This is a genomic window from Methylobacterium sp. TK31 (genome assembly GCF_055361545.1).
In genome coordinates, this window is sequence record NZ_CM143964.1 from 3,875,887 (window position 1) to 3,890,473 (window position 14,587).

Consider the following 14,587-nt stretch of genomic DNA (forward strand, 5'->3'; position numbering starts at 1 on the left):
AGCGGATCTCGGGGCGGGCGCGTCGGGCGCCGCGTCAGTTGGTGACGGGGACGAGGGGCACGCCGTCCTGCTTCAGGATCGCCTCGATCTTCGGCTTCGCCTTGACGATGGCCGCATCGAGGGCGGCCTTCAGGGCGGCATCGTCCCGCCGCACGCCCATGGACTGGTCGAAGCTCTGCGGCATCTTCCGGCCGTCGCTGCGGGTGGTGTCGTCGGGCACCAGGGTCATGCGCAGGGGCTGGGCCGAGTCCTTCACGTAGCGGGCGACGTCCGGGCCGAAGGCGACCGCCACGTCGGCCTTGCCGGTGGCGACCTCGCTGACCATCCGGGCCGGATCGATCTGCGTGTAGGTGTTGCGGGCCGCGCGGAAGTTCACCAGCGAGTAGAGGTAGGCCATGTCCTCCTCGTAGCGGCCGATATCCTTCAGCATGACCTCGCCGGGGGTACCGAAGCCGACCACCATGTGGTCGACGGTCTTGAGCCGCGGATCGGACCAGGACTTCACGTCGAGGTCGCGGTCGGCGCGGGTGATGAACACGTAGCCGCTGCGGTAGTACGGCTTGGTCGTGAGCACCCGCTGGTCGTCGCTGTCGAGGCCGACCACCACGTCGCAGAGCTTCTTGTCGAGGCTGTCGCGCACGAGGTAGATCGCCGCCTTGTCCGACCAGACGAACGCGGCCTTGCGCCCCATCGCCTCGGCGATCGCCGCGGCGATGCGGTTCTCCAGCCCGCTGCCGTCCTTGAGCGAGAGCGGCGGCTGGTTGGCGGCGCAGACCCGCAGGATCTTGTCGTCGGGGGCGGATTTCGTGTCGCCTTGCGCGAGCGCGGCCCCGCCGAGGGCGAGAAGAACCGCAGCGGACAGGCATCCTGCGGCGAAGGAGCATCCTGTGGCGAAGGACATGGGAGCGTTTCCGTTGTTCTCGTTGGTCGGAGTCTTGTGGGACCGGGACGCGGCTCCCCGGCCCGTTGCGGCAGAGCGATCACGGATGAGGCACACCGTCATTCCGGGTCGCCGTCGGCGAGCCCGGAATCCAGAGCCGCCGACAGCGTCAGAAATGGCCTCCCCCGCGTTTCTGGATCCCGGGCTCCGCTGCGCGGCCCCGGGATGACGGGGTGCCGGAATCAGTCGTTCGGCAAGCAGATCGCGGACAAGCAGATCGCGGACAAGCAGTTGGCGGATGCGATCACCCAACTCTCGCGGGGAGGCGTTGGCGGTGGGGGTGGCCGGAGGCCCCGCGACGGACGAAGGCCAGCGGAGCCACCCCCACCCCTGACCCCTTCCCACAGGGGGGAGGGGGACACGCGCACGCTGCGGGCGCGGCCTCCTCGTGCGGCCTACTTCGCCGCCGCCGTCTGGTACTCGCCGACGTTCGGGTCGTCGTAGGGGCCCTTGCCGCCCAGCGAGAACACCATCACGCCGCCGCCCATCTGGGTGTAGTTGGCGAGCTTCTTGAAAGCGCCCACCGCGCCGAGGCCGGCGGTCGGGTCCTGCAGGTCGAAGACCAGGCCGACGCCCGGCCAGCCGCCGACGCCGTAGTAGATCGCCACGTACTGCTCACCCTTGTGGGTGTAGGTGATCGGGTAGCCGATGGCGCCGGAGGGCATCTTGAACTTCCAGAGGAGGTCTCCGGTGTCCGAGTTGCGCGCCTTGATGTAGCCGTCGAGGGTTCCGTAGAACACCAGCCCGCCGGCGGTGGCCGTCGTGCCGCCCCAGACCGCGAAGCGCTCCATCTTCTCCCACTGGAAGGCGCCCGTGATGGCGTTGTAGCTCTTGATCTGGCCGAGGCCCTCGTAGTTCTGCCGGTCGCCCTTCGGACCCGGATACATGTTCAGCGTCGCGCCGACGAAGAACTGGCCCGCGCGGTAGGGCAGCATGAAGGGCTCCCAATCCATGCAGATGTGGTTGATGCCCATGAAGAACGCCTTGCGCTCCGGATCGTAGGAATCGTGGCCCTGGTTGTGGTAGCCCATCGCCGAGGGACAGATGTCCTTGCCGAGATGGTCCATCCGGGTGCCGTATTCCGGGTCGCGGACCGGCTGGCCGGTCTTCAGGTCCACGGACTTGAAGACGTTGACGGTGTCGTCGATCTTGTTGGCCGAGACCAGCGAGCCGTCCGTGCGGTCCAGCGTATAGACGATGCCGTTCCGGTCCGGATGGGTCAGGAGCTTGCGGTCCTTGCCGTCCTTGTCCTTCTGGTTCGAGAGCATCATCACGTTGACGCCCGCGTAATCCCACTCGTCGTGCGGGGTCTTCTGGTAGCCGAACTTGGCCTCGCCCGTGTCGACGTCGCGGCCGAAGATCGTCATCGTCCACTTGTTGTCGCCCGGACGCATGGTCTCGTTCCAGGGCGCCGGGTTGCCGGTGCCGAAATAGATCAGGTTGGTGCCGGGATCGTAGGCGTACCAGCCCCAGTTGGTGCCGCCGCCGATCTTCCAGGCATCGCCCTCCCAGGTGGAGGTGCCGAGCCCCTTCTGTCCGTAATGGGCGTTGCGGATGTTGAAGTCGTCGGCCAGCAGCAGGTCCTTGTCCGGGCCGGTGGCGTAGGCGCGCCAGACCTGGGCGCCGGTCTTCACGTCGTAGGCGGTGAGGTAGCCGCGCACGCCGAGCTCGGCGCCGGAGGAGCCGATGATGACCTTGTCCTTGACCACGTAGGGCGCGATCGTCAGCGTCGAGCCGACCTTGATGTCGGAGTTCTCGACCTTCCAGACGGTCTCGCCGGTCTCGGCGTTGAGGGCCATGACGTTGCCGTCGAGGAGCGTCTTGAGGATGAGCGCCGGGGTCTTGCCGTCGCCGGGCCAGTAGGCGAGGCCGCGGTTCACGAGATCGCAGCAGGCCACCGCGCGGGCGGCCGGGTTCTGCTTGGGCTTGTCCTGCCAGAGGATCTTGCCCGGATCGTCGAGGCCCAGCGCGAAGGTGTTGTTGGGGAAGGAGGTGTGGACGTACATCTTCCCGTCGACCACCACCGGGGCGCCCTCGTGGCCGTTGAGCAAGCCGGTGGAGAACGTCCAGGACACCTTCAGGTCCTTCACGTTGCTGGTGTTGATCTGCTTGAGCGGGCTGTAATTGTCCGAGTCGTAGTTCTTGCCGGGCATCACCCAGTTGGCGTCGTCCTTCGCCATCTCGACGAGCTTGTCGTTCGCGGCGGCCATGCTCGGCAGGCCCAACGGCGCCAGGGCGCCGAGCGCCATCACCGAGACCGAAGCCAGAAACCTGTTCATCTCAACGTCTCCTACCCTGATGGCCGCGTCCGTCGACCGTCCGGTCGGGCACAGCCTTTGATTTCGCCGGGTCAGCACAAACCCCCGTATTGATCCCAGGGGCCCGTCGTATTCATAAGACTATCTTGAGATATAGTGCTTCTTATGAATGTTTTATTACTGATCGGCTGGCTATTCATACAAGCATTTGTCTTTCGCGCTGTCTGCGGGATGTTGGCACTTTTTTATCGGGATCAATCGGCAATCGATGCTGTGAAAATCGGAATAAAAAGGCCTTTTCTCTGGCAATTCGGGGAATATCGGCCGGGCAATTGACAGGATGTCTCCCGTGGAATGATGGTGCACCTGATCGAGCAGCTTGAGAGATCCAAGAAAGACTTTTGAATATGGCTCGCAATCTTACGATATTCTTATTCTGTGCCCTCGGCGCGACATCGCGCGCCGAGGCGGCACGCCTGACGCTGGACGATCCGGTCGCGAGCTGGTCGCGCACCCCGACCGCGGACCGGGTCGATTTCGCCACCCGGATGGGCAAGGCGTTCTCGAGCCTCTCGCCGCAGCTCGACCGGGACTATTTCGTCCGCTGCCTCGAGGAGACGGCGAATATCGGCAATCCGCGCGACACCAAGCTGGAGCAGGCGGTGAAGATCTGCGTCTCCGTCCACCAGACAGCCGACGAGTAGGCGCTTGGGCCAGGGCAGCGGTGGACCGAGGCGGTCGATTCGGGCGCGCGTCCGAGGGGGCGGAGCGCTGCTAGGCCTCGTGCTCGCCGGTGCGGGGCTCGTCGGCCTCGGCTGGAGCGGTGCGGGGCGGGCGGAGGGCCCCCAGCTTTGGGCGGCGCTCTATCCGCAGGACGATCGGCGCGAACTGGAGGGGTCGGACTACGCCCGCTATCCCGGCGCCGGCGTGCTCTACTGCCGGGCGGACGGTATTCCCCGGAAGGCGGCCGCCGCCTGGCTGATCGGCAGCCCGCGCCTCGTGGTGCTGAACGCCCACAACTTTCGCAGCCGGCACCTGGAGCCCACGCGCGACATCGCCGACTGCTTCTTCCAGATCGGCGGCCGGAACTACGCCTTCGCCCCCGAGACCCTGCGCCTCGGCACCGTGCCGGGGGCGATGTCGCTGCACATCACCGACGATTGGGCGCTGGTCGACCTGGCGGAGCCGGCCGAGGGCGTGCGCCCGCAGCCGGTGCCGGCCATCCCCGACCTGCCGACCGGGTCTGTGCCGGTCCCGGTCGTCATGGTCTCCCCCGGCGGCCATGCGAACTATCCCGGCCAGAGCAGCCTCGAGCCCTGCACGATCCACCGGATCGACCCGCCGAGCGAGGACGCGATCCGGCGCGTCCGCCACGACTGCAACAACGGCTATGGCGGCTCCGGCTCGGGCCTGTTCGACGCCGAGGGCCGCCTCCTCGCCCTCCACAGCGCCTCCCTGTCCATGAACTCGCGCCGGGCCTTCGACATCGAGTACCATTACGGCTCGGCCCTGCTCTTCGAGGGCGGCCTCACGGAGGCCATCCGCACCCGTCTCGCCGCCGACCCGACGGTGCGCTGAGCGGCGGCCGGGGCGTGTGGCGTGCGGCGCAGGCATCGACGGCCTGTGGACCCGGGGCCATGCCCCTCTACGAAGGTCAGGTCTCGAGAACCGATCGACGTTACGGCCGAGGCGAATTTGGTGCGGTACCAAACGCTCTCTCAAGCTCAGGGTCCGTACCCGAAGCGGGTGCATAAACTTCCTCAAAGGCCTCCAAAACCGGCGCGCCACCGAGCCACAGCGCGACAGCGCCGCGTGTGCCGAAGGTGCGATCGATCCCGCTGAGTGGAGGCGGTCGTGCCTCGGATGGTGGATCGTCCCGCAGCTCGGCGTGCCAGATGGGAGAGCCAGGGCCTCGTCGACCAGACGGCCAAGGGCCTCTGTCAGCGCGCGCCACGCCGCGCCGACCGGCCACGGCGGCGATGCTGGTGATGAGGAAGGTGCCCGAGACCTGCCCGCGCTAGTCGGCTTAGAGCCGGCTCTGCAGGGTCTTGGGCGACAAGACCTGGCCGACGCCCTGCGCCGTGCCGGACGAGCCCGTCGCGCGGGCGCGCAAGCGCGTGTCGACGGTCTGGAGCGCGTCGGTGATCTTCTCGATGTTGCGCCGGTGCTCCGGGTCGTCCCGATAGAGCCGCTCCGCGACGGCACGATTGCGCGTATCCTCCGGGAAGCGGGCGACGCGCCGCGGCATCCACGGCTGCACGCCATCGATGCTGGCCGTGGTCTCGCCTCTGCTGCGTCCCTGACCCTCGAGGCTGTCCCAGAACGTGCGGCGAGCGCCCTCGACCGCCTCCCGGCCGTTGCCGGCGACGTTCAGGAGCTCATAGGCGGCCTCCGCTGGCTTCGGCGCGTTCATCGCACCGCCACGCCCGCCGGACACGCCATGCCAGTCCGGTTTTTGCGGGATGGGCGCTTCGACCGTTCGCGGCCGTATCAATCGGCAAAGTCTTCGCCATCGGGCGTCCCACACTCCGTCTCACACACGGGACAGGTTCTTGAGGACGAATAAGTTCAGCAACAAGAGCGTACTCAGTCGTCCCTGAACGTCTTATATGACTATGAATTGCCTTCCGAAAGCAAAGGTCACAGGTTCGAATCGTGTCGAGTGCGCCAAGTTTTTTCGAGCAGATGGCTGATTTTCTTCGGTATCTTCCGTCGCGTGGTGGAAGCACGCCGCGGAGTGTCGGCCTGTCCCATGCGTCCGTTCTCCGACCATCCGGCGCCGCACCGGTTCGCCGCGATTGATCGCGGTCAGCGGCCCTGCCGCGCCTGACGTGGGGAACCGTTTTCATCGCCAGGAATGCCGGACGCTCCCCGACTGTGTTCGTACGGCCACACTCGCGATCGACCTGCACCGACACGGACAAGCTGCCACACTCCGTCCCCAGGCCGTCTGCATGTCTGTGTCATCGAGGTCAGCGCAGGACAGTCGCCATGAACAACCAGGGACAGCCGAATGGCGCGGGGATCGTACCGTTTCCGCCCCGTATCGCGCCGACGACGCCGGATGCGGACATCGCCTCGATGATCGCGGTGCTTCAGGATCAGCTCGCCCTGGCGCGGGAAGGCAAGCTGCGCTCGGTGGCCGTCGTTTCCGTGTCCGCGGATGGCGAGGCCATCGGCACGCAATGGTCCTGTAACGGCGCCGACATCACCGGCCTGATCGGAAAGCTGACGGTGCTCACCCATGACATGATGGCCGCCCGGCGCTGACGTTCCCTCCGACGGGAGATCGCGAGGCATCGCCGCGCGGGCCCGACGACCGCGCCGCGCGAAAGGCCAGCAGCATCCCGGGAACGCCCACGAGGGCGTAGAGCACGATCAGCGCGCGCCCGAGATGATCGGCGCCGAAGACGGTGTCGGCCAGGAGACCGAGGAGCGGCGGGCCGGTGCCCGAGGCGGTCAGGGTCACGGCGGCGATGAAGAGTGCGCTGACCCGCCCGCGCAGGCTGACGGGCGTGAGGAGTTGCACCCCCGTGACCGCGGGCGGCGCGGTGAACCCGATCACGGCCGTCAGAAGGGTGAAGGCGGCGAGCGAGAGGGTCCGATCCGGGGCCAGGGCCATCAGGATCGCGACCGGCAACGCGGCGAGGAGGCCGAGGCCGAGCATCCGCGAGGCGGCCGCACGGCGGTGCCTCCGTGCGACGCGATCCAGGATCAAGCCGGCGGACAGGTGGCCGATCGGCCCCCCGATCAGTAGCAGCCCCCCCAGCACGACGCCGCTCTCCGCCGGGCTCATGCCGTGGCTGCGCACGTAGAGGGTCGGCCCCCAGGCGGCCAGGGTCCGGCCCATCAGCACGGCGCAGGCGGCCGCGGCGCAGTGCGGCAGGTAGCTCCGCCGCCGGCGCAGGATCCACGTCCAGGCGGGCCTCAAGCCGGGCCTGGCCGCCGGCGGCGGCCTTGGCAGCCGGAGGGCGGCCGCGCCGAGGATCAGCGCGAGGTTCGGCAGGCAGGCGAGGACGAACAGGGCCCGCCAGGGCGCAAGCGGTCCGATCCCGGGGAAGGCCAGCCCGCCCCGCAGGACGAGCCAGGCCAGGACCGCGCCGCCGGCGAGAAGGGCGAAGCTCTGCCCGAAGCTGCCGCCCACCGTGAAGAGGGACACGTTCCGCGCCATGCGGCCGGGTCCGGAGCCGTGGGCAATGAGCGACAGCGAGGCCGGCGCGAGACCGGCCTGGCCCAGTCCCAGGGCAAGCCGGCTGAGGCACAGCACCGCGAAGGAGCCGGCTAGGCCGAAGCCCAGGGTCGCCAGGGTCCAGAGGCCGATGCTGGCGAGCAGGATCCTGCGCTGGTGGCCGCGATCCGCCAGGCTGCCGAAGAGCGGCATCGCCAGGGCATAGAAGACCACGAAAGCCGAGCCGTGGAGCAGCCCGAGCTGGGCGTCGCTCAGGGCGAGGTCCTGCTTCACCGGGGTCGTCACCAGGGTGATGAGGAAGCGGTCGCTGGCCGCCGAGAGCTGCGCCAGGATGAGCAGCGCCAGGGGGCCGAAGCCCAGAGCCGCTCGCACGGGAACCCTGCCTGGGTCGTTCCGGAGGCCGCCGCTCATGCGGCCCGCGACGCGGCGCGCGCCCGCGTCACGTCGGGAATGGCCCGCATCAATAGAGCTCGCTGTGCCAGTCCGCGAGAGGCCAGGACCGGCCCGCCCCGCCATGGGCCTCGCTGCGCATCCGCTGCATGTGGGTGCGGAACTGCCCGGGCGGGCGGCCGAAGGTCGTGCGGAAGGCCCGGTTGAAATGCTGCTCGCTGGAGAAGCCGTACGCATAGGCGAGGCTGGCGATCGAGCGCGTCTCGGTCCGCCGCCGCAGGGCGTCGCGCACCCGCTCCAGGCGGCGCTGCTGCACGAAGCGGGCGACCCCGCCATCCGGTGCGAAGGCCCGGTAGAGGAGGCTGCGCGAGATCCCGACCCCCGCCGCGAGGGTGTCGGCGCTGAGGTCGCGGTCGCCCAGGTGGCGCTCCACGTAGGCCTCGGCCTCCCGGCGCCGGACGAGGTCGTCCGGACCATCGTGGGCGGCCGCCCAGACGACGGCATCGGCGGGTGCCGAATATCCGCGCAGGGCGGCACCCAGCAGCATGCCCAGGACGGCACTCGACTGTGCGACGACGGTCGGATCGAGGGAGTCCGAGCGGCGGGTCAGGGACAGGATGAAATCCGCGATCAGGCCGCCGACGGCCTGCGGCAGGATCGCCCCGTGGAAGCGGCGCAGATCAGGCACCAGCGGCTCGATCAGCGCGCGCGCCACGGGGGTCGAGATCTGGCAGACGTTGTGCGCCCGGCTCAGATGCGGCAGCGTGTTGTCGCAGACCAGGATCTCTTCCGGTCGCACGCGACGCTCGTTCCCGGGCGGGCCGGCCACCAGCTCGCCCTCGAGGAGGAGGTGAAGCGTGACGTGGTCGAAGCCGTCCTGGCGAACCCGCTGCGGCGACCGGCTGTGCTGCAGCCCGTTCAGGCGGCGCTTGAACAGGATCATCCGGTCGAGCCGGTAGGCCCGGACCTGGGCGTGGAATTCCGGGCTGATCCGGGCGACGTCGGCCCCGCCCGAATAGAGATCGCGGTACGCCTCGAACGCGTAGTCCGGACGGACCTCCTGCGTGGAAAAGGCGAATGACGGGAGGGACACGTCTGGTGGAACCCGGCGGGAGGGAACACGGCCGATCGGACGATGCCCGACCGGCGCCCCCAACACCCTCCCGAATAGGGTGTCGGGGGCGCCGAGTACAACTCACGGGTCCGTGACCAGTGCAAGAGCCAAGTCTGACAGACGGCGTGATCAGTGAACGCGTGCCTTGGCCGGTGGCAGCACGAAGATTCGTCCGGGCCTCGTCGCATCCGAAACAATAACGAGGTGCGATTTTGTTGCGGACGCCGCAGGACAAGACCTGCTCTTGTCGAAAGAGGTCGATGCGCCCCGGATCCTCGGCACAGAACCGGTTCGGCGCGCAAAAACCGATGATGGTCATCATCATTTGGCCCGGAGGCAAGGCCGCCGGCCGCAACACCTCGGTAACCGTTACGTCCTAGATCTCGCTGATCCCGCCGCCCACCTCATTCCGCGATGCGCCCGATGACCAGAGACCAGCTTGCCGCCGAGTTGCTTCGCATTTCCAAGCTTCAGCTCAGCGATATCACCCGCGCCGTGAAGAACGGCGAGAAGTCCATTGCCCTGAACGAGGTGGTCGATCTTGGCCGGCGCCTGAACCGGCTGGCGGATGCGGTCGCAGGACGCCCGGCAACGCCCGTCCTGCCGGTGGCTGCCCCCGCCGACGACGGCCTCGTCCGGGCGTGAGCGCCGCCTCGGAGTGGAGGGCCGAGCGAAACGTCGCAGCGCGTGCCCGCCTCGACCGTGCCCTGCCGGGCGTCTTCCCGGCATCCGTCCTGCGCCATGCCCTGTCGCGTCCGCTGATTCCCCCGACCCCGCGCCTCGCGGTGGAGAGCTACTGGCGGGCGCATCTCCTGCGGGCGGACCGGCTGGCCCGGGCGCTCGCGACGCGCTCGGGACATCCCGAGGGCTGGTCCTGGCGCCTCGGCACCGAGAAGGGTGCCGGCCTCGCCGCCACCTTCCGGATGCCGCCCTCCCCCTTCCGGGAGCCGGCCCATGCGCGCGGCAAGGGTCATTGCTGCATCTGCGGGCAGCCGGTCTTCCGCTTCGGCTGGCACCGGGACCTCTGGGGGGTTGGCGTGCCGAACAAGAACGCGCGCTGGCACGCGGCCTGCGTCGCGGCGTGGAAGCTCTGGGTAGCGCCCAGCGATCAGGTGAAGGTGCTGAAGGCGCATCAGCGCCATCGCTGCGCCGCCTCCGGCAAGCGCCTGTTCAAGACCGCGGAGGTCGACCACCGGGTGCCCCTCTACCGCGTCTGGCGCGAGCACCGCGACGATCCCTGGCCGACGCTTCTCGGCTTCTGGGGCGCCCCCAACCTCCAGGTCGTCAACCGCGTGGTGCACGTGGAGAAATGCGGTCTCGAAGCCGGCGAGCGAGCCTCGACCCGGCAGGCCGCGCGCCTGCAGACGGCCGGGCGACCGGAGAGGACGGAGGAAGCCGAACCCAACCCCGCTTTCCTCGACGGACCGGCCTGAGCGAGCGCGCCGCACGGCGTCAGAGGACGCCCTCGATCAGTCCGAGCGCCTGCGCCTCGCCCGCCTCGATGTACCAGTTCTCGGGTGCCCGGCGCAGCACCTCCTCCAGGGTCACCTGCGATCCCCGGACGAGGTTGGCGAAGCCCTCGTTCTGGATCTCGATGGAGCATTCGATCTCGTGCAGCGCCGCCTTCACGGAGGCGATGCAGGTGGTCAGGGGGCCGTTGAGGACCACCTTCTTGTCGAGCTTGCGCTCATGGACCATCAGCCGCGTGCCCCGGGTGAGATAGCGGTTCGATCGGGCGAAGAAGCTCATGAAGGTGGTGCCGGCGGAATAGATCGCGGCCTTGCCGAGGAAGACGAACCGGCGGTCCGTGAGGATGCCGGTCTTGAAGCGGATGTCCTCGCCCATCATCCGGGCGACCTCGGGATCGCCGCCGAGGGTCGTCAACTCGACCACCACGAGATCCCGGTCGCCGACCCCATCGAGCTGGCGCCGGAAATCCCGGTACATGTCCTGGTCGACCGTTCCCGACAGGAGAATCGCGGGGGCATCGAAGGCGGATGGGGGCAAGGGGCTGGCGTCCATGGGGTCCTCCCGGGGTCGAGACGTGGCCGTCCCGGAAAGAACGCAAGTTCCCGGCCCCGGATCGGTTCGCGATGCCGATCCGGTCCGAGACCCGCTGCCGGGCGCCGTCCGCCCGACGCCGGTCAGTCAGTACGGCGTGCCGTAATAGGGCTGCCGGCTCGGGCGGTAGCGCTCACGCACCGGGCGGTCGTAGCGGCCCTCGTAGGCGCCGAGATAGGGGTCGAGGGCGGGATCGCGGTAGTTGCCGTTGTTCACGCCGGCGGAGCGGTCGTTTCCGCTCAGGGCGGCGTAGGGCGACAGGCCGTCGCCCCCGCTGCCGCCGCCGCGGGCCAGGGCGCCGCCGCACAGACCCAGCACGAGGGTTGCGGCGAGCGTGGTGCGCAGGATCGATTTCGACTGCGCCGGACCATTCGACATGATGACCTCCTGAATCGTTGAGAACGGAGTCGCGGAACGGACGTGCGGGACGCGGCCTCGCGCCGGGACGATCAGCGCTCGGCCCGCAGGCTCTTGAGGAAGCGGCGCGCCACCTCCCGCACCGCCTCGTCGTCCCGGGTGTCGTCGTCGGCCTTGTCCCAGAGATGGTCGACGCTGGCCTCCAGGGCGTTGAGAAGCTCCGGATGCTCCTGGGCCAGGAAGCGGATCGTCCCGAACAGAAGGTGCTCGGTGGCGAGCTCGCGGTGGCGCGCATCCGCGATCCGGGCAGCGGCGGCGGTGGACGGGTCGGTTGCTGTGTTCGTCATGTCGACACAACGAACGGCCCTGGCGGCGGTTCAGGGGGCCGGGCCAGCCTCCGCAGGATTTCGTGCCATCGACGCCGGAGGTCGCACCGTGCGAGGCCGAAAATGCCGCATGCGGGATCGCGCGTCCGGAGGCTCGTACGCCCCGTCCCGAGGCGTCGGGGCCGAAGGGTGCTTCCGTTCCGTTCTGGGTTCGGCCAGAACCGGCGGCGTATGGCGGGTGCCCGGCCGGTCCGGCTCCGCCAAGCCCCTCGGCGGACGCAACGATGGCATCGAGCTCCTTCTCCAGCCCGCACTTCGATACGGACCTCGCCGCCGGGATCGGCCTCGCCTTCGTGGCAGGCTTCGTGGATGCCGCGGCCTTCATCGCCCTGGCGGGCCTGTTCACCGCGCACGTCACCGGCAACTTCGTGCTGCTGGGCGCCGAACTCGTGTCGACCTCGACCGGCGTGGTCGCCAAGCTGCTTGCCCTGCCGGCCTTCGTGATCGCGGTCGCAGCCACCCGCCTCCTCGCCCTGGCGCTGGAGCGCCGGGGCGTGGCGCCCCTGCGCTGGCTCCTCGGGCTCGAGATCGTGCTGCTCACCGCCTTCGGCACCGCCGGCCTCGCGCTCTCGCCGCTGGGCTCGCCCGACGGCGCGGCGGCGGTGACGGTCGGGATGCTCGGCGTCGGGGCGATGGGAGTCCAGAACGCGATCGGCCGCCTCGGCCTCGCCCATCTGGCCGCCACCACGGTGATGACGGTCAACGTCACCCAGGCGGTGATCGACCTCGTGGACTGGGGGCGGGGCGTCGTCCCGCCGGACGGGGCCGCACGGGGACGGATGCGCCGGATGCTGCCGGCGGTGCTGGCCTTCGCCGTCGGGGCGCTCGCGGGCGCCTTCGGCGTCGCCGCCCTCTCGTTCGCCTGTGTCGCGATCCCCATCGCGGCGCTGGTCGGCCTCGTGCTCCTCCACCGTGCCTGACGCGGCGCGAAGGGTGCTTCAGGCACCGCAGGCCAGCAGCCCGTAGGCGATCGTCCAACGCCAAGTCAGGCCGTCCGGGGTGGCGAGCGCTACCACGAGCGGATCGGCGAGGGTGAACACCCGCGCGCCGGCCGGTGGCGCCTGGCCGTCGCCCATGGGCACCACGACCCAGGCGGGTGCGTCCGGCGCCGCGCACAGGGTCGCGACGGCCCCGGGCGGCGGATCGGCGGCCCGCAGGGGAACCGGCGGCGCGAACGGCCGGCGCTGCGCATCGGTGGCGAGGCCGAGCGCGATCAGCCGCTCCGTCCGGTCGGCCCAAAGCAGCGCCAGGGGTCGCGAGAACACGATGCTGGCGCCCTGCAGGCTGGTGATCCAGCTCGGCCGGCCGAGCGCCAGCCAGGTCTCCGCTCCGCCGTCGAGCCAGAGCACCTCCCCGGACCGCTCCGCGATGGCGGCGGCGAGGCCGGGCAGCAGGGTGCGGTCCTCGATGCGCCGGAATGCTGGGGAGCGCCCGTCCCAGAAACCGACGAGGGCGAGGACGAGCGCCAGGGCCAGGACCGCCCTCGCGGGCCGGGACCGCTCCGCGGCGATCCAGGCGAGGCCGGCGGCGAAGGCCAGGGGCGGCACGATCGGGAAATTCCGGATCAGGCTGAGTTCGAGCTGGGCCCCCTCGGTCAGGTGGGTGGCGAGCCACCCGAGGGTGAGCGCTTCGAGGCAGAGACGGCCGGCGACGAGGAGGCCGACCAGGGCCAGGGTCGCGCGCATCAGGGTGCGGGACGGCGTCAGCCAGTCCCGCCGGACCGCCGCGTGGACCCCGACGGCGAGGAAGCCGGCGGTGGCCCCGAGGACGAGGTCGAAGGAGAACACCCAGGCCAGCCCCAGGAGGGCGAGGGTGATCCGGTCTCCCGGCCGCCCCTGCGGAAGGATGGCCGCGCAGAGGCCGAAGGCGCCGGCGCCGAGGACGGAGGTGATCCACAGAAAGCGCCAGGGCTGGACCTGGATCACCAGGAGCGACGACCACAGTTCCTCGAACAGCGTGGTGGCGGCCACCCCGCAGGCGCCGGCGAGGAGCGCGGCCAGGAGCACGCGACGCGTCCGGTTCGGAACCAGGGTCGCGGCGATGAGGATCGACGCGGCCTGCACGGCGGGCGGCCCCCAGGCCTCGCTCGGCCAGAGCACGGGGAAGAGTTCGGCGCAGCGCTGGCGCAGGATACCGAGGAATTCGGGATCGACGGGTTGCAGCAGGCGCGCGAACAGCGGCACGCCGAGACCGGCGGCGACCAGGATCGCGACGGGCAGCGGCAGTAGCACCAGCAGCCAGCGTCGGTTCTCCGCGACGAGGGCGAAAACGATCACTGCCAGGCCCGCCAGCCCCATGATCGGATGGACGAGGCCGCCGAGCGCCACGAACCCGAGCGCCCGGGCACGGCGGCCCGAGAGGATGGCCGCGAGACCGGCGAGCACCGCCGCCTCCGCCAGGGTCCGCGGCGCCGCGATCGCCTCGCCGATCCGGAAGATGCCGGGCAGGCCGTACCAGGCGGGCAGGACCGCCATGGCGGCGAGCACGATCCAGCGCCGCCGTCCGGCGCCGAGGGCGCCCGCCAGGACCGAGGCGGCCCAGAACCAGGCGACCAGCCCCGCGAGGCCGACGGCGAGCGCCGCCGGGCCGGCGCCGAGGGCCGCCACCAAACCCCGCAGCGCGAGCGGGAACAGGCTGAAGCGCGACTGCCCGTCATGGGTGAACATGAGGTCGCGCCCGACCCCCTCCGGGTCGAGGTCGGCCAGGGCCCGTCCCACATAGATGCGGGCGTCGCCGTGGATGCCTTCGTAGGGATGCAGCAGGAGGGCGAGACCGGCGATCCCGAGGAGGGGCCAGGTGGAGCGGCGCAGGGCCGAGGGCCAGCGCGGAGCGGCGAGGCCGGGTGCGGGGTCCGGCACGGGCACCGGGCGCTCCGTGATCCCTGCCGTCGCC

Annotated in this window: 15 protein-coding genes; 6 read left to right on the plus strand and 9 right to left on the minus strand. The window is 70.0% G+C overall.

The genetic code is table 11. The annotated features are described in order from the left end of the window. Nucleotides 1–34: 34 nt before the first annotated feature. Entirely contained in the window at nt 35–901 is an 867-nt protein-coding gene (gene moxJ, locus ACXJY8_RS18010) for a methanol oxidation system protein MoxJ (protein WP_463771562.1), read from the minus strand. Nucleotides 902–1,335: 434 nt separating this feature from the next. Next, on the minus strand, nt 1,336–3,219 hold the full coding sequence (locus tag ACXJY8_RS18015) for a methanol/ethanol family PQQ-dependent dehydrogenase (protein WP_055954725.1): 1,884 nt from the start codon (nt 3,217–3,219) through the stop codon (nt 1,336–1,338). Between the two features lie 386 nt (nt 3,220–3,605). Here ACXJY8_RS18015 and ACXJY8_RS18020 point away from each other — a divergent pair, with 386 nt between their 5' ends. After that, on the plus strand, nt 3,606–3,902 hold the full coding sequence (locus ACXJY8_RS18020) for a hypothetical protein (RefSeq protein ID WP_463771568.1): 297 nt from the start codon (nt 3,606–3,608) through the stop codon (nt 3,900–3,902). A 79-nt stretch (nt 3,903–3,981) separates the two neighbouring features. Continuing rightward, nucleotides 3,982–4,776: a trypsin-like peptidase domain-containing protein gene (locus ACXJY8_RS18025; RefSeq protein WP_463771571.1), complete on the plus strand. Its 795-nt coding sequence runs from the start codon at nt 3,982–3,984 to the stop codon at nt 4,774–4,776. Nucleotides 4,777–5,224: 448 nt separating this feature from the next. Here ACXJY8_RS18025 and ACXJY8_RS18030 read toward each other — a convergent pair whose 3' ends face one another. After that, on the minus strand, nt 5,225–5,611 hold the full coding sequence (locus ACXJY8_RS18030; RefSeq protein ID WP_463771573.1) for a hypothetical protein: 387 nt from the start codon (nt 5,609–5,611) through the stop codon (nt 5,225–5,227). A gap of 578 nt (nt 5,612–6,189) precedes the next feature. Here ACXJY8_RS18030 and ACXJY8_RS18035 point away from each other — a divergent pair. Then, complete coding sequence (locus ACXJY8_RS18035) at nt 6,190–6,468, plus strand: hypothetical protein (RefSeq protein WP_463771575.1); 279 nt, start codon at nt 6,190–6,192, stop codon at nt 6,466–6,468. On the opposite strand, the gene ACXJY8_RS18040 is transcribed toward ACXJY8_RS18035, so the two are convergent. Then, a complete protein-coding gene (locus tag ACXJY8_RS18040; protein WP_463771579.1) occupies nt 6,437–7,759 on the minus strand; it encodes an MFS transporter in 1,323 nt (440 codons plus the stop codon). The two genes, ACXJY8_RS18035 and ACXJY8_RS18040, sit on opposite strands and share 32 nt — an antisense overlap. An 88-nt stretch (nt 7,760–7,847) precedes the next feature. Further along, nucleotides 7,848–8,870, minus strand: a complete 1,023-nt coding sequence (locus ACXJY8_RS18045; protein ID WP_463771582.1) for a helix-turn-helix domain-containing protein — start codon at nt 8,868–8,870, stop codon at nt 7,848–7,850. Nucleotides 8,871–9,314: 444 nt separating this feature from the next. Between ACXJY8_RS18045 and ACXJY8_RS18050 the strand changes: the two genes are divergently transcribed. Together ACXJY8_RS18050 and ACXJY8_RS18055 are read left to right on the plus strand one after the other, a co-directional pair. Beyond that, nucleotides 9,315–9,536 carry a hypothetical protein gene (locus tag ACXJY8_RS18050; protein WP_463771586.1) on the plus strand — a complete coding sequence of 74 codons (222 nt, stop codon included), beginning with the start codon at nt 9,315–9,317 and terminating at the stop codon, nt 9,534–9,536. Then, complete coding sequence (locus ACXJY8_RS18055; protein ID WP_463771590.1) at nt 9,533–10,324, plus strand: hypothetical protein; 792 nt, start codon at nt 9,533–9,535, stop codon at nt 10,322–10,324. Before ACXJY8_RS18050 ends, ACXJY8_RS18055 begins: the two co-directional genes overlap by 4 nt. A gap of 19 nt (nt 10,325–10,343) precedes the next feature. Here ACXJY8_RS18055 and ACXJY8_RS18060 read toward each other — a convergent pair whose 3' ends face one another. From ACXJY8_RS18060 to ACXJY8_RS18070, 3 genes are all read right to left on the minus strand, one after another. Beyond that, nucleotides 10,344–10,913 (minus strand): peptidase S14, encoded by a 570-nt coding sequence (locus ACXJY8_RS18060; protein WP_463771594.1) that lies wholly within the window; start codon nt 10,911–10,913, stop codon nt 10,344–10,346. Nucleotides 10,914–11,039: 126 nt separating this feature from the next. Next, on the minus strand, nt 11,040–11,330 hold the full coding sequence (locus tag ACXJY8_RS18065) for a hypothetical protein (protein ID WP_463771597.1): 291 nt from the start codon (nt 11,328–11,330) through the stop codon (nt 11,040–11,042). 71 nt (nt 11,331–11,401) lie between these two features. Then, nucleotides 11,402–11,656 carry a hypothetical protein gene (locus ACXJY8_RS18070; RefSeq protein ID WP_463771599.1) on the minus strand — a complete coding sequence of 85 codons (255 nt, stop codon included), beginning with the start codon at nt 11,654–11,656 and terminating at the stop codon, nt 11,402–11,404. Between the two features lie 263 nt (nt 11,657–11,919). Between ACXJY8_RS18070 and ACXJY8_RS18075 the strand changes: the two genes are divergently transcribed. After that, complete coding sequence (locus ACXJY8_RS18075; protein ID WP_463771601.1) at nt 11,920–12,615, plus strand: YoaK family protein; 696 nt, start codon at nt 11,920–11,922, stop codon at nt 12,613–12,615. 18 nt (nt 12,616–12,633) lie between these two features. Here the strand turns inward: ACXJY8_RS18075 and ACXJY8_RS18080 are convergent, their stop codons facing one another. After that, nucleotides 12,634–14,559 (minus strand): hypothetical protein, encoded by a 1,926-nt coding sequence (locus ACXJY8_RS18080; protein WP_463771605.1) that lies wholly within the window; start codon nt 14,557–14,559, stop codon nt 12,634–12,636. Nucleotides 14,560–14,587 lie beyond the last annotated feature (28 nt).

Bases quoted from the DNA above. Each gene is read 5' to 3' on its own strand.
- moxJ (WP_463771562.1), bottom strand. From the start codon at position 901: ATGTCCTTCGCCACAGGATGCTCCTTCGCCGCAGGATGCCTGTCCGCT.
- ACXJY8_RS18015 (WP_055954725.1), bottom strand. From the start codon at position 3,219: ATGAACAGGTTTCTGGCTTCGGTCTCGGTGATGGCGCTCGGCGCCCTG.
- ACXJY8_RS18020 (WP_463771568.1), top strand. From the start codon at position 3,606: ATGGCTCGCAATCTTACGATATTCTTATTCTGTGCCCTCGGCGCGACA.
- ACXJY8_RS18030 (WP_463771573.1), bottom strand. From the start codon at position 5,611: ATGAACGCGCCGAAGCCAGCGGAGGCCGCCTATGAGCTCCTGAACGTC.
- ACXJY8_RS18035 (WP_463771575.1), top strand. From the start codon at position 6,190: ATGAACAACCAGGGACAGCCGAATGGCGCGGGGATCGTACCGTTTCCG.
- ACXJY8_RS18050 (WP_463771586.1), top strand. From the start codon at position 9,315: ATGACCAGAGACCAGCTTGCCGCCGAGTTGCTTCGCATTTCCAAGCTT.
- ACXJY8_RS18060 (WP_463771594.1), bottom strand. From the start codon at position 10,913: ATGGACGCCAGCCCCTTGCCCCCATCCGCCTTCGATGCCCCCGCGATT.
- ACXJY8_RS18065 (WP_463771597.1), bottom strand. From the start codon at position 11,330: ATGTCGAATGGTCCGGCGCAGTCGAAATCGATCCTGCGCACCACGCTC.
- ACXJY8_RS18070 (WP_463771599.1), bottom strand. From the start codon at position 11,656: ATGACGAACACAGCAACCGACCCGTCCACCGCCGCCGCTGCCCGGATC.
- ACXJY8_RS18075 (WP_463771601.1), top strand. From the start codon at position 11,920: ATGGCATCGAGCTCCTTCTCCAGCCCGCACTTCGATACGGACCTCGCC.